Consider the following 20,396-nt stretch of genomic DNA (forward strand, 5'->3'; position numbering starts at 1 on the left):
CCGAACGGTTCAGTTTCCGCCTGCGCGGCCCGCGTCAGATGTCGTGAAAGATGTTGTCGTCCTCGACAAAATCCAGCTGGCTTTCGCTCACCGTACCGGCGTTGATGTCACGGGTTTCCACCCGCCCGTCGCCGTAACCGATGATCACCTTGTCGCAGATGTCGATGAACAGCCCGTTCTCCACCACGCCGGGGATCTGGTTCAGCACCATCGCCAGTTGCCGGGCATTGCCGATCCGCCCCAGATGCAGGTCCAGGATGTGGTTGCCCTCGTCGGAGAAGAAGGGTCTTTCGCCGTTCATCCGCAGCGTCGTCTGCCGCCCCATGACATCCATCGACACCAGAGTTTCCTCGATCAGCGCCTGGGTCGTCTGCCAGCCAAACGGGATCACCTCGACCGGCAGCGGGAAATTTCCCAGCCTTTCCACCTCTTTGGCGGCATCGGCGATGACCACCATCTGGTCGCTGGCCGTGGCCACGATCTTTTCCTGCAACAGCGCGCCACCGCCGCCCTTGATCAGGTTCAGGTCGCCGTCGAACTCATCCGCGCCGTCGATGGTCAGGTCCAGCCAGCGCGCCTCGTCCAGCGAGACCACCTCGATCCCCACGTCGCGCGCCAGATCCGCGGTCCGGCTCGAGGTCGGCACGCCGCGAAAGCGCAGCCCCTCCTCGCGCACCAGCTCCCCCAGGCAGCGCACCAGCCAGGCGGCGGTCGATCCCGTGCCCAGCCCGACCCGCATTCCCGACTCCACCAGTGCCGCCGCCTGTTTCGCCGCGGCGAACTTGGCCTTGTCGATCGGGGACAGCTCTCCGGTCATGGGTCTCTCCTTGGGCTGGTGGGCGTGACGGCACCGTTATAGGCGCCGCCGCCCGTCCGGGCGAGGCAAAACTGCCAGGCCCTTTAACGGGCTCCGGCCTGTCGGCGCATTTACAGCCGCACGCGCACCGGGTCGAAGCCCAGTATGAAGTTCTTGCCATTGCCAGCGCCGCGCGGCAGCGGCTTGCAACGCGCCTTGACCGTGGACAGATCGCTCTTGCGCGGTGCGCGGGCAAAAAAGCTGAGGTCGGTCATGACCTTGGTCTTGCCAACCTTGACCCAGCCCTTGCGAAAGACGGCCTTGGTCTTGCGATGGGCAAAGCTGGTCGAGGCGCTGCTGGCTCCGCAGACATAGGCCACGCCCCGGATATCCAGCACGGCCCAGGCGAATTCGACCTTGCCGAGAGCTGTGTCCCAGTTCAGCTCATTGACCAGAAAGGCGTTGGTGACCGGGACTTCGACCAGCCCCTGCTGGGCGGCGGCAGGCAGCGCGCCGGCCAGCACCAGGGTAACGGCGGCCAGGGTGGATTTGAATGAGCGAACCATTGCGACTCTCCAATATAAAAGAACATTCAACCAAAGGGTTAAGCCCCGCCCTTGGCGGGCGCAAGCCTATCCGGCCCGATGTCCTCTCTGCGTGGCAATCCGGGCCCAGCGCTATTGCGCGGCCAGCACGCCCTCGGCCCGGGGATCCCCCGAGGGCCTGCCGTCGGGCGACCCGCCGGGCTGTTCTTCCGATACCACCAGCCGCGCGCCGTCCAGATCGCTGGCAATCGCCGGCGGGATGGCCACCAGCATCTCGGGGCTGCGCAGCAGCGCCAGCGAGACCGGGGCGCCTGCCTCTGGCAGCAGCCAGAGTTCCAGAACCCGCCCGTCCCCCGCACCGCCTTGCTGGAGGGTGACGGTCAGCACACCCGTCGCGGGCGCAAACCGCGCGCTCAAGGCCAATTCGCCCTCTGGTCCCATCAGGTCCGCGCCCAATGCCGGCGCTTGCGGTTCCAGAAGGCCCGATGTCAGCACCGCCCAGACAATCACTGCCCCCGCCAGCGCGCCCACAAGGTAAGGCAGCACCTGACGCCAGACCGGACGGCGCTCTTCGGCGCCAAAGACCTGCCCCTCGATCCGGCGCAACACCTGCGGCGGTGGCGTTTCGGCGGGGATCATGTCCGTGAAACTGGCGAAATACTCCGTCCAGGCCGCCACGTCCTGTTGCAGGTCCGTATCGACGGCCAGTTGCGCCTCGAAAGCGGCAATCTCCGCCTTGGGCATCAGGCCCAGCGAGTATTCCGCCGCCCCCGCCTCGGCACCGCCGGGCAGTTCCGTATCCAGCCGAGCGTTCATCGGCTCAGACACTCCCGCAGCTGGACGAGGTCGGTCCGCACCGCAGCGCGCAAAGCGTTCTTTGAGGTCCCGGCGCTCTTGGAAAGGTCATCGTAGGTGGCACCGTAAAGATAGGCATGGCGCAGCATGTCGGCCCGGGCGCGCGGCAATTTCCGCAGACAGGTCTCCAGCGCGCGGGCCTCCTCGCGCATTCCGGCCAGATCTTCGATGTCCGGGCGCGTGGCATAAAGACGCTCCGTGATATCCAGCGGCCCGGCGATCCGGCCCGCCGCCCGTTCTGCGCCCAGTCGCGCAATGGCCGCATCGCGGGTGATCGTCACCAGCCAGGTCTCGGGCGCGGCCAGGGCGCCGCGATACTGGCCCGCATCCTTCCAGACCCCCAAAAAGACCTGTTCCAAGATGTCCTGCGCCAACATCTCGTCCCGCAGGATACGCAGGGCCAGACCATATAGCCGAGGCGCCATTGCGGCGTAGAGCCTGCGAAAAGCACCACGGTCACCACCTGCCACCTGGCCCAGGAGGGTCTCGATTTCGTCCCGCGATGTCATAGGAATCGTCTCACCACTTCCTCTTGCCACTCCTGAAGATATGTTGCACCTAACGCGAAGCATTCGAGCTTTGACAGAGGGACGTGGGAACAATGGCGGACGGCACGATCGATATCAACGCGAAACCGACCGAGGAAATCTCTGTCCGTGAAGTCTTTGGCATCGATACGGACATGATCGTACACGGTTTTCCCGACCGGACCGACCGTGTTCCGGACCTCGATTCCACCTACAAGTTCGACCCCGACACGACGCTGGCGATCCTTGCGGGGTTCCGCAACAACCGCCGCGTGATGATCCAGGGCTACCACGGCACCGGCAAATCGACTCACATCGAGCAGGTCGCGGCACGGCTGAACTGGCCCGCAGTGCGCGTGAACCTCGACAGCCACATCAGCCGGATCGACCTGATCGGCAAGGACGCGATCAAGCTGGTGGACGGCAAGCAGGTCACGCAGTTCCAGGAAGGCATCCTGCCCTGGGCCCTGCGCAACCCCACGGCCATCGTCTTTGACGAATACGACGCGGGCCGCGCCGACGTGATGTTCGTGATCCAGCGGGTTCTGGAAACCGACGGCAAGCTGACGCTGCTGGACCAGAACGAGGTCATCACCCCGCACAAGTATTTCCGCATCTTCGCGACGTCGAACACCGTGGGTCTGGGTGACACCACCGGCCTGTATCACGGCACCCAGCAGATCAACCAGGGCCAGATGGACCGCTGGTCGCTGGTTGCGACGCTGAACTATCTCTCGATCGACGCGGAAACCAGCATCGTTCTCAGCAAGGCGCCACACTACAACACCGAGAGTGGCCGCAAGACCATCCGCCAGATGGTGACCGTGGCCGACTTTACCCGCCGCGCCTTCATGAACGGCGAATTGTCGACCGTCATGAGCCCGCGGACCGTGATCGCCTGGGCCACCAACGCCGAGATCTTCCGCAACGTCGGCTATGCCTTCCGCGTGTCCTTCCTGAACAAGTGCGACGAGCTGGAACGCCAGACCGTGGCCGAGTTCTACCAGCGCTGCTTCGACGAGGAACTGCCCGAAAGCGCGGCCAGCCTCAGCCTGGTCTGAGCCGCCGACACAGGCCAAACTCATGGGAAATGCCATCCGCCAGCGGGTGGCATTTTTCTTTTTGCAGCCGCGTCATGCTCAGCGCCCTCTTGCCGCCGGTCTTGTCCCGGGAAACACTGGGCGAACGCATTCCCGACAGGAGCTTGCCATGCATCTTGGACTGATCGGCGGCATCGGCGTCGCCGCCACCGTCGTCTACTATCAACGCCTGACCAACGCCGTTGGCGGGGCCTGCGACCTAACCATCGACCATGCCGACGTCCAGACCCTGATCCGCAACAATCTCGCCGACAAGCGCGCCGAACAGGCGCAGGTCTATGCCCGCCATATCGACCGTCTGGCACGGGCGGGCTGCGACGCGGTGGCGATCACCTCTCTGGGCGGGCATTTCTGCTATGACGAAACCGCCGCTCTGTCCCCTCTTCCGCTGATTTCTGCCGTTGCCCCGCTCGATGCGCATTTCCGGGAACAGGGACTGAAGCGTATCGGCCTGCTGGGCACCCGCGTTGTCATGCGCACCCGACTGTACGGCCAGCTCGAGCGGACAGAGGCCGTGGCGCTGGACGACGAGACCGAGGAACTGGGCCAGCTATACCAGGACATGGCGGTTGCAGGGGTCTGCACCCCCGCGCAACGGCGGGTCTTTCTCGACGCTGGCCGCCGCATGGTCGAGGATCAGGGCGCCGAGGCCATCGTCCTTGCCGGGACCGACCTCAACCTGGCTTTCGATGGGCAGGACCCAGGGTATCGGGTGATCGACGCGCTTGACGTGCATGTGGCCGAACTGGCCGACCTGCTGACCGGACGCAAGACCCTCTCCGCCTGAAGCCCCCGTTGCGCCAGTGGCGCGCGGTCTCGAAAACTCTTCTTAAATCTCTGCTTGCTACCGTTCCCTGCATGAACGGTTTGCGAACATATTTCGCGACGCTTCTCCTGGCTTTCGGATCGGCGCTGCAGGCGGCGGACACCGCCTCCCCCTCGGATGAGGCCCTGATGCTGGCCGCCTGCCAGGCGCGTTATACCGCCGTTCTGGAACATGCCTGGCTGATGCAGGGCGACACAGAGGCTGCCGCCATGCGGCGCGATCTCTTTGCTGCCATGCTGGACGCGGCGCTGCACGACGCGCCGGACCAGCACCGGATCAAGCGGCACTTGATCAGCTTTCGCATTTCCCAGAAACACGCCGCCAGCGGGCTGCTCGACACCGCGCGGTTCGGCACCGATCGGCGCCGCAGCCGGATCGCCCTTGGCATGATCTCGCAACAACTCTCTGCCTGCGATCGCCTGGTGATCGGACGGATGCTGCTTGGCGCGTGACAGGACGCCCCCCCTGCGCCACCAAAAGTTTTCATTTCGCCCTATTTTTGTGCGTAAATTCTGCTACGAATCTCAAATCATGGGCGGTATGAAAACATTCATGGGCCTCTTCGGCCTCTCCTGCATCCTCGCCACGCCCCTGGCGGCTCTGACCGACGTGCCACGGGAAAGAACAAAGGTTTTCGCAGTCTGCCTGGGCCGCGCCTCGGCGGAAATGGAGCACCGCTGGCTGGTTGGCGGCGGGGCAGAGGTCGAGCAGGACCGCCGCGCGATGTTCGAAATACTGCTGGACACGGTCGCGCCCCGATCTGGCCTGCCGGGCCCGCAGATCCTCGACATGCGCATCCGGGCCAAGATGGCGCAGGCGCATTTGCTTCAGATCGCCACGTTCCACACAGATCCCGAGCGCAAGCGCCGGGCCGCCGCAGCGGCACGCCAGGCCATGCGACCCTGCTCTGCCCTGCTGCTTGGCTGAACCGACCTAGAAATAATCCGGGCAGAGGCCGTCAGTGCCTTGGGCAAAGCGGGTGACGAAATCGCGATAGGCCGGGTCCTTGATCCGCACCACGAAGGCGTCCATCGTCTCTTTCATCTCAGCTTTCAGCGCGTCGCGCCGGGCCTTGTCTTTGGCAGCCCGCAGATCCCGCGCCAGGCGGTCGCGCCGGATGCCGTCGCCGATGGTCCGCCGCACGAAACGCTCCAGCGACGGCAAGCCGCCCTCTCCCAGCGCGTCGAACAAAGGCCCGTGCCCCTCGGTGATCTGGTGGGCGAGGCAATCCATGTAGCGGGCCTGGCTCAACTCGAAGGACAGAACCGTGGCCAGCGCCAGCTCTGCCGCCTCGGGCGCAATGCGGGTATAAGTGCGTTTGTAGGCACGCGGATCACGCGTGGTCGGATCGCGCAGCGCACCGTCCAGCACCAGCACATCCGCCGACCTCCCCAGCGAAAACGGCAGTTCGAAATGGTTGAGCTGCGCCTTGACCATCAGGTCATAGGATCGCGGATCCTCGAAGCGCAGCGTGCCATAGCGCAGCGACTCACCGAAATCGGCCACCTTGAACCGGCCGTCACCATCACGTTCCAGCGTGGCCTCGGCGGCAACACCGACATATTGTCCCTCATCGGACCAGAGCGGCGAATGCGGCAAGGTCAGCGCCCGCATCCAGTATTGCGTCACCCTGACCGTGTCCGGGTCGTCACCCGGGGCAAAGGACAGCACCTCTTGCCCCGGTACGGTGATGCCCAGCAGGTAAGGCAGCACCAGGTCGCCCAGCCAGGCCCCGTGCAGTTGCGACAGATCCGTCACCGGCGCCGCCTCGGCCTCCGCCACCGTGTTCAGCGCGAACATCTCCAGCGCCTGGCGGCTGCAACCAAGCGGGCCTTCCGGGTCCTCCGACACGGCGCCGACGGGTGGCGGCACATGCAGCGCAGCCTGCATTTCGGCACAGGTGACATCGGCCCGCCCGGCGGCGGGCAACAGGCAGACCAGAAGGGCAAGAAACCAGCGCGGCATGATCGAAATCCTCTTGGGTCGGGAATGGGTCAGGGAATGCGTCGATCCTACCCCACGAAGCGGCCCGGACCAAGCCCGCGCCCCCTTGCGGGCGACGCCCAAAGGACGGATAACAAGCGCCATGAACAAGCCCAGCGACAACCCCGCCGATCCGTTCAAGAAGGCCCTTGCCGAAGCCACCAAGGTGATGGCCGACGACCCGGAGCTTTCGGTCAGCTACTCGGTCGATCCCGCCGGTGTCTCCGGCGAAGCGATGCGCCTGCCGCAGGTCTCGCGCCGGATGACGCGGGACGAGGTGCTGCTGGCACGCGGCACGGCGGATGCGCTGGCGCTGTACCACCGCTATCACGATGCGGGCACCCACTCGCGCTACCTGCCGCAGGGCGACATGGCGCGCGAGCTTTACGAGGCGATGGAAACCGCCCGCTGCGAGGCGATGGGCGCGCGCGACATGCCCGGCACCGCCGGCAATATCGACGCCAAGATCGCCTCCGAGGCGACACGGCGCGGCTATGGCCAGATCCGCGAGGCCGCCGAGGCCCCCCTGCCCCAGGCCGCCAACTACCTGATCCGCCACCTTGCCACGGGCCGCGAGCTGCCGCCCGACGCGACCAACGTCATGGAACTGTGGCGCGGCTTCATGGAGGATCACGCCGGCGAAACGCTGGACCGGCTGGACGAGACGCTGGCCGATCAGTCGGCCTTTGCCAAGTTCGCGCGCCAGATGATCACCGACCTGGGCTATGGCGACCAGCTGGGCGATGACCCCGACCTCGACGACCAGTCCGAGGAAGAGGGTGTCGACGACCAGCAGGACGACCAGCAGGAGCCCGATTCGACCGGCGAGGATGACGAGGACGGCGAAGAATCCGAAGCCTCGCCCGAACAATCCCAGGAAGAGACGCAGGACCCCAGCCAGGCTCAGGTCACGATGGATGACATGGCCGATCAGGAACTGGGCGAAGAGGCCGAGATGCCCGAGGGAGAGGCCCCCATGGAGCCGCCCGCCCCTCAGCCGATCTCGGAGGCGGACCCCGACTACCGCGTCTATTCCACCGACCACGACGAGGAAATCTCGGCCGAGGAGCTGGCCGAACCGATCGAGTTGGAACGCCTGCGCGCCTATCTCGACCAGCAGCTTGAACCGCTCAAGGGCGCGGTGTCGCGGCTGGCCAACAAGCTGCAGCGTCGCCTGCAGGCGCAGCAGAACCGGTCCTGGGAATTCGACCGCGAAGAAGGCATCCTGGACGCCGGACGCCTTGCCCGCGTCGTGGCCAACCCGACCACGCCGCTGTCGTTCAAGGTCGAAAAGGACATGGAGTTCCGCGACACGGTCGTGACGCTCCTGCTGGACAACTCCGGCTCGATGCGCGGGCGCCCGATTTCCATCGCCGCGATCTGCGCCGACGTTCTGGCGCGCACCCTGGAACGCTGCTCGGTCAAGGTTGAGATCCTGGGCTTTACCACCCGTGCGTGGAAAGGCGGTCTGGCGCGTGAGGACTGGCTGAACGCGGGCCGCGAACAGCAGCCCGGCCGCCTGAACGACCTCCGCCACATCATCTACAAGCACGCCGACGCGCCCTGGCGGCGCACGCGCGACAATCTTGGCCTGATGATGAAAGAGGGCCTGCTGAAGGAAAACATCGACGGTGAGGCGCTGGAATGGGCGCACCGCCGCATGTCGGGCCGCCCCGAGGCGCGCAAGATCCTGATGGTGATCTCGGATGGTGCGCCGGTGGACGACTCGACGCTTTCGGTGAACCCGGCCAACTACCTGGAAAAGCACCTGCGCGACGTGATCGCGATGGTCGAGCGCAAGCGCCAGGTGGAATTACTGGCCATCGGCATCGGCCACGACGTGACGCGTTACTACGAACGCGCCGTGACCATCACCGATGTCGAACAGCTGGCAGGCGCGATGACCGAACAACTGGCCGCGCTCTTTGACAGCGACCCGCGGGCGCGCGCCCGCTTTGCCGGGATCAAACGCGCGGTCTGAGCGCCACGCTCCTGTTTCTTTGGGCGAAAAATACTCCGGGGAGCGCGAGGGGCTGGCCCCTCGCCCCCGCCCGTGGGCCAGGCGCGCCCGCCGGGGGACAGCGCCGCGCCTTCACGTCTCTTGTGGCCCGGCACGGCAGCCCTGCCCCCTCAGCGGCAGGCGATCACTCCGCCGCCTCTCCGGGGCCGGACGACAAGAGCGTCGCATTCGCCGGGCTACTGCCCGAAACCGCGAATTGCATGGCCCCGATGCGCCAGTGGTCCGCCCTGCGCCGCAACAGGACCAACCCGACATAGGGGGCGTCGGTCAAGAGGTGTCCGTCGCGGACATAGCGGGTTTCATAGCTTGCCCTCACCGTATCGGCATCCTCGAACTCCGCCTCCAGGCAGCGCCGCGCCATATGGGTGATCCGGAGCTCGCGCAGCCTGGAGATGAAGCCGACACAGATCGCCCGCATTTCGTCCTCGGTCCTGGCGGTGACGTCGCCCTCAAGGCTGACCAGAACGCAGGGCAGATCGCACCACTCCATCGTTGCCGACAGGTCGCCGGCCACAGTGACCTCGCCCTGCCGGTCCAGGACATCCTGCGCGATCCGGCGCGCCAGGTCGGAGTTCATGACATCCATTATCCCACAAGCAAGGTCACTTCGGCACGAACCTACCACAAGCGCCCAGAAATCATAAGATTTCGCTAAGCCATGATCTTGCGGCAGGCTGGCCTTTGGCTACTCTGCGCGCAAAGGAGGCACCCATGTTCCAGAGCTTTACAGAGACGGCTTCGCCCGACCAGGGGCCGCCCCGCCTTGCCGCCCTGCGCGAAAAACTGGCCGAGGCAGGGCTTGACGGCTTTCTCGTACCGCGCGCCGACGCGCATCAGGGAGAATACGTCGCCCCCCGGGACGACCGCCTGGCCTGGCTGACCGGCTTTACCGGCTCGGCGGGCTGGTGCGTGGCGCTGCGCGAGCGCGCCGCCGTCTTTGTCGACAGCCGCTATCGCGTGCAGGTCAAGGCACAGGTGGCCGGCGACTTCGACAAGATCGACTGGCCGGAAACCTCGCTGGCCGACTGGATCGGCGCGGCCCTGCCCAAGGGCAAGCTGGGCTTCGACCCCTGGCTGCTGAGCGTCGAGCAGCACCGCACCCTGTCGGGCAAGCTGCCCGAGGTCACGCTGGACCCCGTCGGAAACCTCGTCGACGCCATCTGGCCCGACCAGCCCGAACCACCGCAGGGCGCGGTCTTTGCCCAGCCGCTGGAGCTGGCCGGTGAAGCGCATGAGGACAAGATTGCCCGCCTTGCCGGGGAGATGACCGCCAAGGCCGCCGTCATCACCCTGCCCGACAGTATCGCCTGGCTGTTGAACATTCGCGGCAGCGACATCCCCCGCAACCCGGTCCCGCATGGCTTTGCCGTTCTGCACGCCGACGGGCGCGTGACGCTCTACATGGACGCGGCCAAGCTGGCCGGGCTGGGCGACCACCTGGGCGACAAGGTGACGCTGCGCGCGCCCGGCGACTTCCTGGGCGATCTTGCGGCCCTCGACGGCGAGGTCCAGATCGACCCCGCCACCTGCCCCGTCGCCGTGGCCGAGGCGCTGAGCAACCCGCAAGAGGCGCCCGACCCCTGCCTGCTGCCCAAGGCGCGCAAAAACACCGCCGAGCTGGAAGGCACCCGTGCCGCCCACCTGCGCGACGCGCTGGCGATGGTACGCTTCCTGGCCTGGCTGGACCTGCAACCGCCGGGCAGCCTGACCGAAATCGCCATCGTGCAAAAGCTGGAGGAGGAACGCCGCGCCACCAATGCCCTACGCGACATCTCTTTCGAGACGATCTCGGGCGCCGGTCCCAATGGCGCCATCGTGCACTACCGCGTGACCGAAAACACCGACCGCAAAGTGAGTGACGGGGACCTGCTGCTGGTCGACAGCGGCGGGCAATATGTCGATGGCACCACCGACATCACGCGCACCATCGCCATCGGCGACGTAGGCGCCGAGGAAACAGAGGCCTTTACCCGCGTGCTCAAGGGCATGATCGCCATCTCTCGCCTGCGGTTCCCCAAGGGGTTGGCGGGCCGAGACATAGATCCCTTTGCCCGCGCCGCCCTCTGGGAGGCAGGTCTGGATTATGGCCACGGCACCGGCCACGGCGTTGGCGCCTACCTGTCCGTCCACGAGGGCCCGCAGCGCATCGCCCGGACCGGCACCGTGCCGCTGGAGGCCGGCATGATCCTGTCGAACGAGCCCGGATTCTACCGCGAAGGCGCCTATGGTATCCGGATCGAGAACCTGATCGCCGTGGAACCGGCGCCCAAGCTCTATGGGCAGACCGTGGCAGAGATGCTGCAGTTCGAAACCCTCACCTGGGTGCCCATAGACAGGCGGCTGATCGACCCTAACCTGCTCACCGCGGATGAGCGCAACTGGCTCAACGCCTACCACCGGCGGGTGCATGACCTGCTGACCCCGCACCTGGATGCGGCAACGGGGCAGTGGCTCTCGGACGCATGTTCTGTCATCTGACATGACAACGTTACAAATCCCGTGTCTGTGATGCGGGGAAAAGACATGGGGGATACGACATGAGCAACATCACCATCACGCCGGCCACCGGCACCTGGGTTGTCCGCGCTGGCGGTGCCGTGCTGGGTGAAACCGGCAACGCGCTCGAACTGCACGAAGACGGCCATGCTCCGGTCATCTACTTCCCGCGCGAGGATATCGCGATGGCCTTTCTCGACCGGACCGATCACAGCACCCATTGCCCGCACAAGGGCGATGCCAGCTATTTCTCGATCGTGTCCAAGTCGAAGACCTATGAAAACGCCGTGTGGTCCTACGAGGCCCCCAAGAGCGACGTCGCCCAGATCAAGGATCACCTCGCCTTCTACCCGCAGGATGGTGTTGCGGTCGAACACGTCTGAGGTCACAGCCTGGGCTGCGGCTCGGCAGGGTTCAGGCCCCGTGCGCCCCGGCGCGCGGGGCCTTTGTCATCGGCTCAGCCGCGCCTTTTCAGCAAGTCGTTGGAATAGACCAGCCTGCGATTGGTCCGCGCACAGAGCGACGACAGGAACGCCGAGGCCAAAGGGAAATCGTCCGAGGCCATCCAGCTGCCGTCATAGCGGATCGACGCTGCCAGTCGGCGATTTCGGATACTGCTGTTGCCGGTGATGATATGGCTGCCAGTATTGCCGAAAGGCGTCAGCATCCCTTCGCCAAAGCGGACGTCCAGCCAATCGCAGATCATCCCCAGCACCTCGCGCGGGCGCAAGGCAAGTTCCTCATAGCCCAGCCGGAATTGCGGCAACCCGCTGCTGGTCAGCGTCGCGTCAATCCGGGTCACAGTGCGCAGCCATGCCAGATGGGCCGAGACCAGGTTGTCCCCCTTGCGGCGCCTGCGCGACGCCACCCAGGACCGCACATCGCGGGTGACATGCAGGACCCGCACGTCGAACGCCCCAAAAGCGTCGAGGTAATCCAGCGCGTTCGGCGAACTGTCGAGGACATACTGCACATCAGACGACAACCCGCGAGCCGCGGCATCGACCAGTGGAAAATGCGTGGCGACTGTGACACCCGACGTCAGGTGCGGTATCAAAGCTGACCACAGCGGGCAGTCGCCTGCCCGCGCCCCGCAGGTACAGACCCGTGCAGCCCCCGCCTCGCCAAGATGGCCGGGATTGCCCCCTTCCGTCAGGCGCAACGCCTCGCCGACGCCCACCACATGCGGCGAGACGCCCAGCGCGGCATCGAGGATCGTTGTGCCGCTATGGGCGGCCCCGACGACCAGGATCAGCTTGTTGCGGGTCACGGGTCGACCTTTCACTTACAAAAAGCGTGCGTTGCGATTTAGCGCAGCCCCCCCGTTCGGCCAAGCCGGAAGGTGTGAACAGCATAGGCCACCACCGAAAAAGCGAAGTCGAAAAATCGAAGGGAACCCCGGAAGCCTCTGAAATCATTACATGCTATCCTCTAACAAGCGCCCGTAATTGCCTGATTTCAGGGAAATGTCCCAGGTATGGGTCATCGCTTCCGGCAACAAAGGACGAACCCATGCTCAGATTGCTCACATTTCTTGCGGCACTTTTCTTCGCCAGCGCGGCGGCGGCCACGACCCTTTGGGTCGATGCGCCCCGTGACGGCTACCTCAACCTGCGCACCGGTCCCTCAACCCATTACCAGGTGATCGGCAAGATGCCCCACGCCAGCAAGGTCGAACTGCTGCGCGCCCCCGGCAAATGGGTCAAGGTGCGGCATGTCTCCGGCCGTGTCGGCTGGGCGCACAGCCGCTTCCTGACCGATCACCGTCCGCGCGGCCACGGTCATGGCGGCCACTATGGCGGCAACGACCAGGGACAGCCCTACTGGGTCGACGCGCCGCGCTACGGCCACCTCAACCTGCGCAGCGGCCCATCGGGCAAGCACCATGTCATCGCCAAGATGGCGCATGGCGACTCGCTCCGCGTGCTCGACAAGGACGGCAAGTGGTACAAGGTCTTCTATCGTGGCAAGGTCGGTTACGCGCATCGCCGGTTCCTGTCGAGCCACAAGGTCCACGCAGGCCCTGGCAAGGGTCCCGGCAAGGGTCAGGGCCACGGGCATGACCGCGACCACGCCGGACAGAGCTACTATGTCTACGCACCGGGATACGCCGGGCTGAACCTGCGCAACGGTCCGGGCACCGACTACCCGGTGGTCATGACCATGCACCAGAGCGACCGCGTGACCGAGCTTGGCCGCCGGGGCAAGTGGATCCTTCTGCGCCACGCGTCGGGCAAGACCGGCTGGGCCCACGGCGATTACCTGGTCAAGGGCGATCCGGGTTATGTGGCCCCGCCGAACGCCGGACGTCACGACGGTTATCGGGGTGATCACAAGGGCGGCGGCTGGGACCGCGATGACCGCTACGGCCATAACGGCGGACGCAAGAACGGCAAGACCTACGACAATTTCGCCGATGCCGTCACCGCCTGCCTGGGCCGCACCGGCCAAGACAGGCAGCTCTGCGTTCTGAGAAACCTCGGCAAGATCGACTGACCTGCCCGGTCAACACAAGGACTTGCCGCAAAGGCGGACCCCGAGGGGCCCGCCTTTACCCTGCCCGGGATACCGGAATCACGGACCTTTCCCTCTGCCGAAGCTCAGCTAGGATTGGGCCGACACAGCCCGAGGACGACATGGATTCGACAGGACACCGGCTCTGCCTTGCCGCCACCGCAGTACTGGCGCTGGCCGCCACCGCCCTGCCCGCAGGGGCCGGGGAGGAGGCCTGTCACCGGCTGGCCGGCAGCAACCTGGACAACGGCCTGCCCGCCCCCTTTCCGGGCGTCCCCTTCGAGGAGCTGGACGCCGAGCTCGCCATTCCCGCCTGCCGTGCCGCCCTGGCCGCAAAGCCGGACAACCCGCGCCTTGTCTACCAGCTGGCCCGCGCGCTGGACGCCTCGGATGACCAGTTTGCAGAGGCCGCCCGACTCTATGACCGCGCCGCAAAGGCGGGCTTTCCACTGGCAATCAACAACCTCGCCGCGCTCTATGCCGATGGCCGGGGGGTCGACAAGGACATGAAACGCGCCATTGCCCTGTTCCGCGACGCGGCGGAGGCCGGATTGCCGATGGCCATGACGAACCTCGCGTTCCTGCACTGGGACGGCGAAGGGCTGCCGCAGGATCATGCCCGGGCCGTCGCTCTCTTCCGCCAGGCGGCAGAGGCCGGGGACGGCCAGGCGATGTTCTGGCTGGGCCGCGCGCATGAGAATGGCCGCGGCACGGCCCGCGATCTCGACAAGGCGCTGCACTGGTACAGGGCCTCCCTGCGCGCCGGGGACACGGTGGCCGGGCTGGATGCGGCGCGGCTGCTCTTGCGCGACGAGGACGGGCACGACCCCGACCATGAGGCCGCCGCCGTCGAATACCGGCTGGCCGCTGCGGGTGGCGATCCGCGCGCCGCGGGCTGGCTGGCCCTGGACATCCGCGCCGGGCGCGTCGCCCCTGCCGATCCGGGCGAGTTGCTGCGCCTGCTCACCTTGGCTGCCAGCACGGGTGACGCGCAGGCGCTGCTGGACCTCTGGCAGGCACATCACGACGCCGAAGACCACAAAAAGGCCCTGGCGATTGCCTACAGGGCCTATGATCGCGCCGCGGGCGCCGCATTGTCAGAGGACAGCGGCTGGCCCGTGCACCGGCTGATGGCCGCCCGTGCCGTCCAGCAGTCTCTGACCGCTTCGGGCCAGGCGCCCCGCTCGGAAGAAGAGCTGCGCATGTTCCAGGCCGATTTCCCCGTCGCCACGATCCGCCGGTTCACCCTGAGCTTCGATTGTTCGGGCGAGATGACCCCGTTCGGTATCTATGTCTGGGACTGGTCGCGCGGTCACGGCATGGCCGATGCGCAATTCGACTGGATCGCGCAGACCCGTGGCTGCACCGTGCCGCCGGATGTGCGCCGCTCCTTTGCCGAGGTCTGGGACATGGCCCGGGCCGCCGGGGCCAGCTACACTGACCTGACCGGCCAGGAAATCGGCGACGACGGGCTGCGCTACATCCAGAAGTAGGTCCGCCGCCTCAGCTGTGCTCTTCCTCGGCGGTGGCCGCCAAGGCCCGGTTGTAGGCCTTCAGCGCATCGACGTGGAACAGCGCGCCCTGAAGAACCGGCTCGCCCGTGTCCATCGTCACCACCGGCAGGAAAGGTTCCCCGGTGCGGTCCAGCATCGGCAGCGCGGTCTTCAACGTCGCCCCCGCCTGCACATATAGCCCGTCCTCGATCATCTGCGCGCAAGTTGCCTCGTCCGCCGCGCCCTCGTCCGTCGGTTTGCGCATCACGCCCTGCACCCGGAACATCGCCAGCAGGTAGGCCTGCGGCCCCGCCGCCAGCTGCACGTTGCGCCGCTCCAGCTGGGTCAGGAAAAAGGACCGGTCCACAAGGCGGCTGGCCACCGCCGTCGACATCGACACCGAAACCATGACCGCCAACCCGGTCTGCCAGTCACCGGTCAATTCAAAGACGATCAGCGTGGTCGAGATCGGTGCCCCCAGGACGGCGGCCGCCACCGCCCCCATCCCTGCCAGCGCGTACAGCGTGAAGGCCGAGGACACCTCGGGGAAAATGCCGGTCGCGATATGGCCGAAGGTCAGCCCGGTCAGCGCCCCCACCATCAGCGAAGGCGAAAAGATGCCGCCGCCCATGCGCCCCGCCATCGTGATCGAAACGGCCGCGACCTTGACCACCGCAAAAACCAGCGCTTCGTGCATCAGAAGACCGCCGGTCAACGCGCGGCTTGTCGTCTCGTACCCCACCCCGATGATATGCGGAAAGAAGATCGCGATGCCGCCCAGCAAGAGTCCCGCCACCGCCGGGCGCAACCAATAGGGCAGGCCCAGTTTCTTTTGCAGCCGGGTTTCCGCATCATCGGCAAAGAACACCGACTGCATCATGATGACCGCCACCAGCCCGCAGACCAGCCCCAGGATGAAGAAGGCCGGAAGCTCCAGGTAGAATTCCACCGTCGTCGTCCCCGGCAGCACGAATTCCGTCACATCGCCATAGACCAGCCGGTTGATGACCGTGCCCGCCGCGCTGGCCACCACGATGGGTGCAAAGGCGTGCAAGGCGAAGTGCCGCAGGATCACCTCCAGCGCGAACAGCGCCCCGGCGATGGGCGCGTTGAAACTGGCCGAAACGGCCGCCGCCACCGCGCAGCCCAGAAGATCGCGCCCGGTGATCCCGTCCACCTTCAGCGTGTTGGCGATCCAGCTGGCGCACATGGCCGCGATATGCACCACCGGCCCTTCCCGGCCCGTGCTGCCCCCGGTCGACAGGGTGATCCAGGAACACAGCGCCGAGGCAATGCCCGCCTTCTTTTCCACTCGCCCGTCGTTCAGCGCCGCGCCTTCGATCACATCGGCCACGGACCGCACCCGCCCGTCCGGCGTGGCCACATGCAGGATGATGCCCACCGTGATGCCGCCAAAGACCGGGATCAGCAGCAGCCAGAGCCAGGGCAGCCGCTCGGCAAAGGAATGCAGCGTCTGCAGATCCGGCGTGCCATAGACCAGCGTCTGCAGGCTCTCGACCGCAAAGCGAAAGGCGATGGCCGCCAGGCCCGAGGCCACGCCGAGCCCCAGCGCTATGAACCAGAACTGGATCTGGCCCGGCCCGCGATGGCGCAACATGTCCCAGCCTCGGCCAAAGCCCGAGCGAATCCTGTGCATTTGCTGTTGCAGCAGGCTCGGCAATCCGGCCTCCCTCAATCCGGTGACTTTCCCGCGCCGCAGGCACTGGTTAAGGTGACCCGAGCAGTTTTCCGGAGTCCCCCATGCCCATCGCCCAGGCGATCGATGATCTGACAACCCTCCTAGGCGAACGCGTGAGCCTGTCCAAGCCCGATCTCGAAGCGCATGGCGCCTCGGAATCCTATTTTCCCAACACGCCGCCCCAGGCCGTCACCTATCCGCGCACCACCGAAGAGGTGCGCCGCATCGTCGAGATCTGCGCCCGTGAAAGCGTGCCGGTGATCGGCTGGGGGGCCGGCACCTCGCTCGAAGGCCACGGGCAAGCGCTGCAAGGCGGAGTCAGCGTCGACTTTCGCCTGATGAACAAGGTGCTGGAAATCCGCCCCGCCGACATGGACGTGACGGTGCAGCCCGGCGTCACGCGTGAGGCGCTGAACGAGGAACTGCGCGCCACGGGCCTCTTCTTTCCGGTCGATCCCGGCGCCAATGCCTCGCTTGGCGGCATGGCGATGACCCGGGCCTCCGGCACCACGACCGTGCGCTATGGCTCCATGCGGGACAACGTGCTGGGGATGGAAGTGGTGCTGGCCGATGGCCGCGTGATCCGCACCGGCACCCGCGCCCGCAAATCCGCCGCCGGCTATGACCTGACCGCGCTCATGGTGGGTTCCGAGGGCACGCTGGGTCTTGCCACGGAACTCACCCTCCGCCTGCACGGCGTCCCCGAGGCGATCAGCGCCGGCATCTGTGCCTTCCCCGACATGGGCGCCGCCACTGCCTGCGTGATGGAAACAATCCAGATGGGGATCCCGATGGCCCGGATCGAATTCGCCTGCGCCGAAACCGCAAAGGCCTTCAACGCCTATGCTGGGACCGACATGGCCGAGGCGCCGCATCTTATGGTCGAATTCCACGGCAGCCCCGACAGCACCGCCCAGGATGCGGAACGCTTTGCCGAAATCGTGGCCGATCACGGCGGCAGCGCCTTCCGCTGGTCGGGCCGCGAAGAGGAACGCCGCGCGCTCTGGTCCATGCGCCACAACGGCTATTACGCCATCCTCGCCGCGCGCCCCGGCGCGCGCGGGGTTGTCACGGATATCTGCGTGCCGATCTCGCGCCTGGCCGAGGCCGTCGAGGCCACCCAGGCCGACATTGCCGCCAGCGGAATTCCCGGGCCAATCCTGGGCCATGTGGGCGACGGCAACTTTCACGCCATCCTGCTGATCGACCCCGACCAGCCCGCCGAGTTGCAGACCGCCAAGGACCTCGCCGCACGCATGGCGAAACGCGCCCTGCAACTGGGCGGCACCTGTACCGGCGAACATGGCGTGGGATACGGCAAGTTGCCTTTCATGGCCGCCGAACATGGGCAGGGCTGGCAGGTCATGGGGGCGATCAAGCGCGCGCTCGATCCTCAGAACATCATGAACCCGGGCAAGCTAGTACCGGGAAACTGACGGCAGGCAACCGCAAACCGGGCCGCGGCTGGCGGGTGGGCCGCTGGCGGGCGCAGCCCGGGCAGCCGGGGCGCCCGGAGGCCCGGCCCAACCGCCGCCATCGGGCCAAATGGCAGGACACACGGCACATCACTCCCGCGTGACAGGTCCTGCCCTGGCCTTGCCCAGAGCGAGCAAACCCGCTTTCCCTTCGGCACCAACCGCCAGGAACGCCCCCGATGCCCCCGACCATCCGTTTTGCCCGCCTGCCCGAGATCGACCCCGCGCTGATCCAGGCCCATATGTCCGACCCGCGCGTCGCGGAACACATGCCTTTGCTGACCGGCACCTGGGATTCGGATACCGTGGCGCAATTCGTAGCCACCAAAGAGGCTTGCTGGCAGCGCGACGGCCTTGGTCACTGGGCCATCCTCGCCGACGAGGACTATGTCGGATGGGGTGGGTTCCAGAAGGAAGGCAAGGAATGGGATTTCGGCCTCGTGCTGCATCCAGACCGCTTCGGCCTCGGCCTGCGGATCGCACGGCAGGCACTCGACATGGCGCGGCGCGATCCGCGTATCCCCTTCGTCACCTTCCTGTTGCCGCCGTCGCGCAAACATCTCGGCGCACTCCGCCGCATGGGGGCCGACTACCTGGGCGACACGACCTACGGCCAGGAGACCTTTCGCAAGTACCGGCTCGACACCGTCTGAGCCTCAGCCCAGCACCGCATCCGCCGCCCGCCGCACCCGCGCCGCGCGCGCCGCTGCGTCCGGCACCCGCATCGCCCCGGTGACAAGCCGCAGCTGCCAGTCCCCCACCAGCAGATCGACCCAGAGCGCGGCCGCCTCTTCCGGCGGCCCGCCAACCTCACCCGCTGCGCAAAGTCGCTCGAAGACGGACAGGAGCCGGGGAAAGACCGTTCCCCGCCCGGCCTCTGCCAGCACGGCGCCCAGCGTATCGCTGGCATCCGCCGCCGCCGCGCGGTTGAGCGCCACGGCGCGCGGGCTCAGCAGCATGTCCAGCAGCGCCGCCCCCAGCGCCTCCAGCACCTCGCGGCCAGCGCCCCTTTCCGGCAGCGTCTCCAGCTGCGCCGTCACCTGCTCGGCGTTGCGCAGGATCAGCGCCCGGAAGAGCCCGATCTTGTCCCCGTACCAACGATACAGAGTTTCGTTCGAGGCCTTGGCCCGTTTCGCCACCGCCAGCATCGACAATCCCGCAAAGCCCTTTTCCCCAAGGACCGCATAGGCCGCCTCGGCAATCTGCGCCTCTCGCTCCGCCTTGTTCTCTGGTCGCATGACATCTCTCCCTTGACCCCATCCGTATCTTTGTGTACGGATTTATGCAAGGCGTACACATAAGTACGCCTTATCCTGGAGACCCGAGAATGACCCATGCCTATTTCGACTACTGCGACAGTCACGATCGCCGCAGACTGGACCTGAAAGCGGGGCGGCGCCCCCGACACGCCCCGGTTTTCGCGGCCTTTGCAGGAAATCTGCGCCACGCCATCGCCCGCATCGCGGCGCGCAGACTGCCGGTGTGATCCGATGCCCGATCAGACCCCACGCCGTGCCGCACTCGCCACGCTCTTTATCCTGCAGACCGTCATGTTGGGGGCGCTCTACGCCGGGGTGGCACCGCATCCGCCGCAGACGATCCCGTTGTTCGCGATGGCCCCGTTCCTCGGTGCCGCGCTAAGCCTGTGCAGTGCCGGTTTCATGCTGGCCGATCACCCCCGCGCCAGCGGCCCGCTCTCCGCTCTCGCGGCGTTTGCCGCGCTGGTCTCTTTCGGGCCGCAAAAATACGTCGACCCGGCGTTTCCGATGATCTGGCCCGCCGTGATCACCGCGCAGGCCGCCTGTGCCGTGCTGTTGCTGGGCCTGGTGACAGGCCCCGCCAGAACAGGGAACCGAGCGACATGACCGCCCTGGCCCGGACCACCGGCCTTGCCGCACTGATCTTTGCCGGGGCGATCTTCGGCTTCTTTTATGCCTGGGTTTGTTCGACGATGTGGGGGCTAGGGTCAGGACCCATTGATTTGGTTTGACGTGCATGATTCACCGTTCGAAAACGAGTGGTGACCATGTCTGATCTTTTCTGGTTGAGCGACGCACAGATGGCACG

The 20,396-nt window shown here is 66.2% G+C and carries 23 protein-coding genes; 14 read left to right on the forward strand and 9 right to left on the reverse strand.

The features are described 5' to 3' along the window. Window positions 1-34: 34 nt before the first annotated feature. From rpiA to KZZ07_RS21955, 4 genes are all read right to left on the reverse strand, one after another. Window positions 35-817: a ribose-5-phosphate isomerase RpiA gene (rpiA, locus tag KZZ07_RS21940; protein ID WP_219517238.1), complete on the reverse strand. Its 783-nt coding sequence runs from the start codon at window positions 815-817 to the stop codon at window positions 35-37. A 110-nt stretch (window positions 818-927) separates the two neighbouring features. Further along, a complete protein-coding gene (locus KZZ07_RS21945; RefSeq protein WP_219517241.1) occupies window positions 928-1,362 on the reverse strand; it encodes a hypothetical protein in 435 nt (144 codons plus the stop codon). Between the two features lie 111 nt (window positions 1,363-1,473). Continuing rightward, entirely contained in the window at window positions 1,474-2,157 is a 684-nt protein-coding gene (locus tag KZZ07_RS21950) for an anti-sigma factor (protein ID WP_219517243.1), read from the reverse strand. Continuing rightward, complete coding sequence (locus KZZ07_RS21955) at window positions 2,154-2,705, reverse strand: sigma-70 family RNA polymerase sigma factor (protein ID WP_219517245.1); 552 nt, start codon at window positions 2,703-2,705, stop codon at window positions 2,154-2,156. The genes KZZ07_RS21950 and KZZ07_RS21955 overlap by 4 nt, the downstream gene beginning before the upstream one ends. 92 nt (window positions 2,706-2,797) lie before the next feature. Here KZZ07_RS21955 and cobS point away from each other — a divergent pair, with 92 nt between their 5' ends. From cobS to KZZ07_RS21975, 4 genes are all read left to right on the forward strand, one after another. Further along, window positions 2,798-3,784, forward strand: coding sequence for a cobaltochelatase subunit CobS (gene cobS / locus KZZ07_RS21960; RefSeq protein ID WP_219517249.1), 987 nt, complete (start codon window positions 2,798-2,800; stop codon window positions 3,782-3,784). Between the two features lie 148 nt (window positions 3,785-3,932). Next, entirely contained in the window at window positions 3,933-4,610 is a 678-nt protein-coding gene (locus tag KZZ07_RS21965) for an aspartate/glutamate racemase family protein (RefSeq protein ID WP_219517258.1), read from the forward strand. 80 nt (window positions 4,611-4,690) lie between these two features. Next, window positions 4,691-5,101 carry a hypothetical protein gene (locus KZZ07_RS21970; protein WP_219517261.1) on the forward strand — a complete coding sequence of 137 codons (411 nt, stop codon included), beginning with the start codon at window positions 4,691-4,693 and terminating at the stop codon, window positions 5,099-5,101. Between the two features lie 100 nt (window positions 5,102-5,201). Next, window positions 5,202-5,576, forward strand: a complete 375-nt coding sequence (locus KZZ07_RS21975; RefSeq protein ID WP_219517263.1) for a hypothetical protein — start codon at window positions 5,202-5,204, stop codon at window positions 5,574-5,576. A 6-nt stretch (window positions 5,577-5,582) separates the two neighbouring features. On the opposite strand, the gene KZZ07_RS21980 is transcribed toward KZZ07_RS21975, so the two are convergent. Beyond that, window positions 5,583-6,614, reverse strand: coding sequence for a hypothetical protein (locus tag KZZ07_RS21980; protein ID WP_219517265.1), 1,032 nt, complete (start codon window positions 6,612-6,614; stop codon window positions 5,583-5,585). Between the two features lie 121 nt (window positions 6,615-6,735). Between KZZ07_RS21980 and cobT the strand changes: the two genes are divergently transcribed. Then, on the forward strand, window positions 6,736-8,613 hold the full coding sequence (gene cobT, locus KZZ07_RS21985) for a cobaltochelatase subunit CobT (RefSeq protein ID WP_219517267.1): 1,878 nt from the start codon (window positions 6,736-6,738) through the stop codon (window positions 8,611-8,613). Between the two features lie 163 nt (window positions 8,614-8,776). On the opposite strand, the gene KZZ07_RS21990 is transcribed toward cobT, so the two are convergent. Beyond that, window positions 8,777-9,229 (reverse strand): hypothetical protein, encoded by a 453-nt coding sequence (locus KZZ07_RS21990; RefSeq protein ID WP_219517269.1) that lies wholly within the window; start codon window positions 9,227-9,229, stop codon window positions 8,777-8,779. 134 nt (window positions 9,230-9,363) lie between these two features. On the opposite strand from KZZ07_RS21990, the gene KZZ07_RS21995 reads away from it, so the two are divergent. Next, a complete protein-coding gene (locus KZZ07_RS21995; RefSeq protein ID WP_219517271.1) occupies window positions 9,364-11,130 on the forward strand; it encodes an aminopeptidase P family protein in 1,767 nt (588 codons plus the stop codon). Window positions 11,131-11,189: 59 nt separating this feature from the next. After that, window positions 11,190-11,531, forward strand: a complete 342-nt coding sequence (locus KZZ07_RS22000) for a DUF427 domain-containing protein (protein WP_219517273.1) — start codon at window positions 11,190-11,192, stop codon at window positions 11,529-11,531. Window positions 11,532-11,605: 74 nt separating this feature from the next. On the opposite strand, the gene KZZ07_RS22005 is transcribed toward KZZ07_RS22000, so the two are convergent. Further along, window positions 11,606-12,418, reverse strand: a complete 813-nt coding sequence (locus KZZ07_RS22005; RefSeq protein ID WP_219517275.1) for a sulfotransferase — start codon at window positions 12,416-12,418, stop codon at window positions 11,606-11,608. Window positions 12,419-12,660: 242 nt separating this feature from the next. Between KZZ07_RS22005 and KZZ07_RS22010 the strand changes: the two genes are divergently transcribed. After that, on the forward strand, window positions 12,661-13,644 hold the full coding sequence (locus KZZ07_RS22010; protein WP_219517277.1) for an SH3 domain-containing protein: 984 nt from the start codon (window positions 12,661-12,663) through the stop codon (window positions 13,642-13,644). 140 nt (window positions 13,645-13,784) lie between these two features. Next, complete coding sequence (locus KZZ07_RS22015; RefSeq protein ID WP_219517279.1) at window positions 13,785-15,155, forward strand: DUF2610 domain-containing protein; 1,371 nt, start codon at window positions 13,785-13,787, stop codon at window positions 15,153-15,155. Window positions 15,156-15,165: 10 nt separating this feature from the next. Here the strand turns inward: KZZ07_RS22015 and KZZ07_RS22020 are convergent, their stop codons facing one another. Next, window positions 15,166-16,773 carry a chloride channel protein gene (locus KZZ07_RS22020; RefSeq protein ID WP_219517288.1) on the reverse strand — a complete coding sequence of 536 codons (1,608 nt, stop codon included), beginning with the start codon at window positions 16,771-16,773 and terminating at the stop codon, window positions 15,166-15,168. A gap of 143 nt (window positions 16,774-16,916) precedes the next feature. On the opposite strand from KZZ07_RS22020, the gene KZZ07_RS22025 reads away from it, so the two are divergent. After that, window positions 16,917-18,290, forward strand: coding sequence for an FAD-binding oxidoreductase (locus KZZ07_RS22025; RefSeq protein ID WP_219517290.1), 1,374 nt, complete (start codon window positions 16,917-16,919; stop codon window positions 18,288-18,290). A gap of 218 nt (window positions 18,291-18,508) precedes the next feature. Next, window positions 18,509-18,982: a GNAT family N-acetyltransferase gene (locus tag KZZ07_RS22030; RefSeq protein ID WP_219517292.1), complete on the forward strand. Its 474-nt coding sequence runs from the start codon at window positions 18,509-18,511 to the stop codon at window positions 18,980-18,982. 3 nt (window positions 18,983-18,985) lie between these two features. On the opposite strand, the gene KZZ07_RS22035 is transcribed toward KZZ07_RS22030, so the two are convergent. Continuing rightward, on the reverse strand, window positions 18,986-19,567 hold the full coding sequence (locus KZZ07_RS22035) for a TetR/AcrR family transcriptional regulator (RefSeq protein ID WP_219517294.1): 582 nt from the start codon (window positions 19,565-19,567) through the stop codon (window positions 18,986-18,988). 89 nt (window positions 19,568-19,656) lie between these two features. On the opposite strand from KZZ07_RS22035, the gene KZZ07_RS22040 reads away from it, so the two are divergent. The 3 genes from KZZ07_RS22040 to KZZ07_RS27815 are packed head-to-tail and all read left to right on the forward strand — an operon-like array spanning window position 19,657 to window position 20,319. Further along, complete coding sequence (locus KZZ07_RS22040) at window positions 19,657-19,815, forward strand: hypothetical protein (protein ID WP_219517304.1); 159 nt, start codon at window positions 19,657-19,659, stop codon at window positions 19,813-19,815. Window positions 19,816-19,819: 4 nt separating this feature from the next. After that, the gene (locus tag KZZ07_RS22045; protein ID WP_219517306.1) at window positions 19,820-20,194 is read left to right on the forward strand and encodes a hypothetical protein; all 375 of its coding nucleotides are present in this window, start codon (window positions 19,820-19,822) and stop codon (window positions 20,192-20,194) included. Beyond that, window positions 20,191-20,319 carry a hypothetical protein gene (locus KZZ07_RS27815; protein ID WP_255564512.1) on the forward strand — a complete coding sequence of 43 codons (129 nt, stop codon included), beginning with the start codon at window positions 20,191-20,193 and terminating at the stop codon, window positions 20,317-20,319. The genes KZZ07_RS22045 and KZZ07_RS27815 overlap by 4 nt, the downstream gene beginning before the upstream one ends. The last annotated feature ends 77 nt before the right edge of the window (window positions 20,320-20,396 follow it).

Origin of the sequence: Mameliella sp. CS4 (assembly GCF_019392335.1) — a bacterium.
Taxonomy (GTDB): Bacteria; Pseudomonadota; Alphaproteobacteria; order Rhodobacterales; family Rhodobacteraceae; genus Antarctobacter.

Excerpts from the sequence above, each read along its gene's own strand:
- KZZ07_RS21980 (WP_219517265.1), bottom strand. The coding sequence starts at position 6,614 with ATGCCGCGCTGGTTTCTTGCCCTTCTGGTCTGCCTGTTGCCCGCCGCC.
- KZZ07_RS22040 (WP_219517304.1), top strand. The coding sequence starts at position 19,657 with ATGACCCATGCCTATTTCGACTACTGCGACAGTCACGATCGCCGCAGA.
- KZZ07_RS21995 (WP_219517271.1), top strand. The coding sequence starts at position 9,364 with ATGTTCCAGAGCTTTACAGAGACGGCTTCGCCCGACCAGGGGCCGCCC.
- rpiA (WP_219517238.1), bottom strand. The coding sequence starts at position 817 with ATGACCGGAGAGCTGTCCCCGATCGACAAGGCCAAGTTCGCCGCGGCG.
- KZZ07_RS21955 (WP_219517245.1), bottom strand. The coding sequence starts at position 2,705 with ATGACATCGCGGGACGAAATCGAGACCCTCCTGGGCCAGGTGGCAGGT.
- KZZ07_RS22025 (WP_219517290.1), top strand. The coding sequence starts at position 16,917 with ATGCCCATCGCCCAGGCGATCGATGATCTGACAACCCTCCTAGGCGAA.
- KZZ07_RS22020 (WP_219517288.1), bottom strand. The coding sequence starts at position 16,773 with ATGTTGCGCCATCGCGGGCCGGGCCAGATCCAGTTCTGGTTCATAGCG.
- KZZ07_RS22015 (WP_219517279.1), top strand. The coding sequence starts at position 13,785 with ATGGATTCGACAGGACACCGGCTCTGCCTTGCCGCCACCGCAGTACTG.
- KZZ07_RS21945 (WP_219517241.1), bottom strand. The coding sequence starts at position 1,362 with ATGGTTCGCTCATTCAAATCCACCCTGGCCGCCGTTACCCTGGTGCTG.
- KZZ07_RS21975 (WP_219517263.1), top strand. The coding sequence starts at position 5,202 with ATGGGCCTCTTCGGCCTCTCCTGCATCCTCGCCACGCCCCTGGCGGCT.
- KZZ07_RS22000 (WP_219517273.1), top strand. The coding sequence starts at position 11,190 with ATGAGCAACATCACCATCACGCCGGCCACCGGCACCTGGGTTGTCCGC.
- KZZ07_RS21990 (WP_219517269.1), bottom strand. The coding sequence starts at position 9,229 with ATGAACTCCGACCTGGCGCGCCGGATCGCGCAGGATGTCCTGGACCGG.
- KZZ07_RS21950 (WP_219517243.1), bottom strand. The coding sequence starts at position 2,157 with ATGAACGCTCGGCTGGATACGGAACTGCCCGGCGGTGCCGAGGCGGGG.
- KZZ07_RS27815 (WP_255564512.1), top strand. The coding sequence starts at position 20,191 with ATGACCGCCCTGGCCCGGACCACCGGCCTTGCCGCACTGATCTTTGCC.
- KZZ07_RS22030 (WP_219517292.1), top strand. The coding sequence starts at position 18,509 with ATGCCCCCGACCATCCGTTTTGCCCGCCTGCCCGAGATCGACCCCGCG.
- KZZ07_RS22010 (WP_219517277.1), top strand. The coding sequence starts at position 12,661 with ATGCTCAGATTGCTCACATTTCTTGCGGCACTTTTCTTCGCCAGCGCG.
- cobT (WP_219517267.1), top strand. The coding sequence starts at position 6,736 with ATGAACAAGCCCAGCGACAACCCCGCCGATCCGTTCAAGAAGGCCCTT.
- KZZ07_RS22045 (WP_219517306.1), top strand. The coding sequence starts at position 19,820 with ATGCCCGATCAGACCCCACGCCGTGCCGCACTCGCCACGCTCTTTATC.
- KZZ07_RS21965 (WP_219517258.1), top strand. The coding sequence starts at position 3,933 with ATGCATCTTGGACTGATCGGCGGCATCGGCGTCGCCGCCACCGTCGTC.
- KZZ07_RS22035 (WP_219517294.1), bottom strand. The coding sequence starts at position 19,567 with ATGCGACCAGAGAACAAGGCGGAGCGAGAGGCGCAGATTGCCGAGGCG.
- cobS (WP_219517249.1), top strand. The coding sequence starts at position 2,798 with ATGGCGGACGGCACGATCGATATCAACGCGAAACCGACCGAGGAAATC.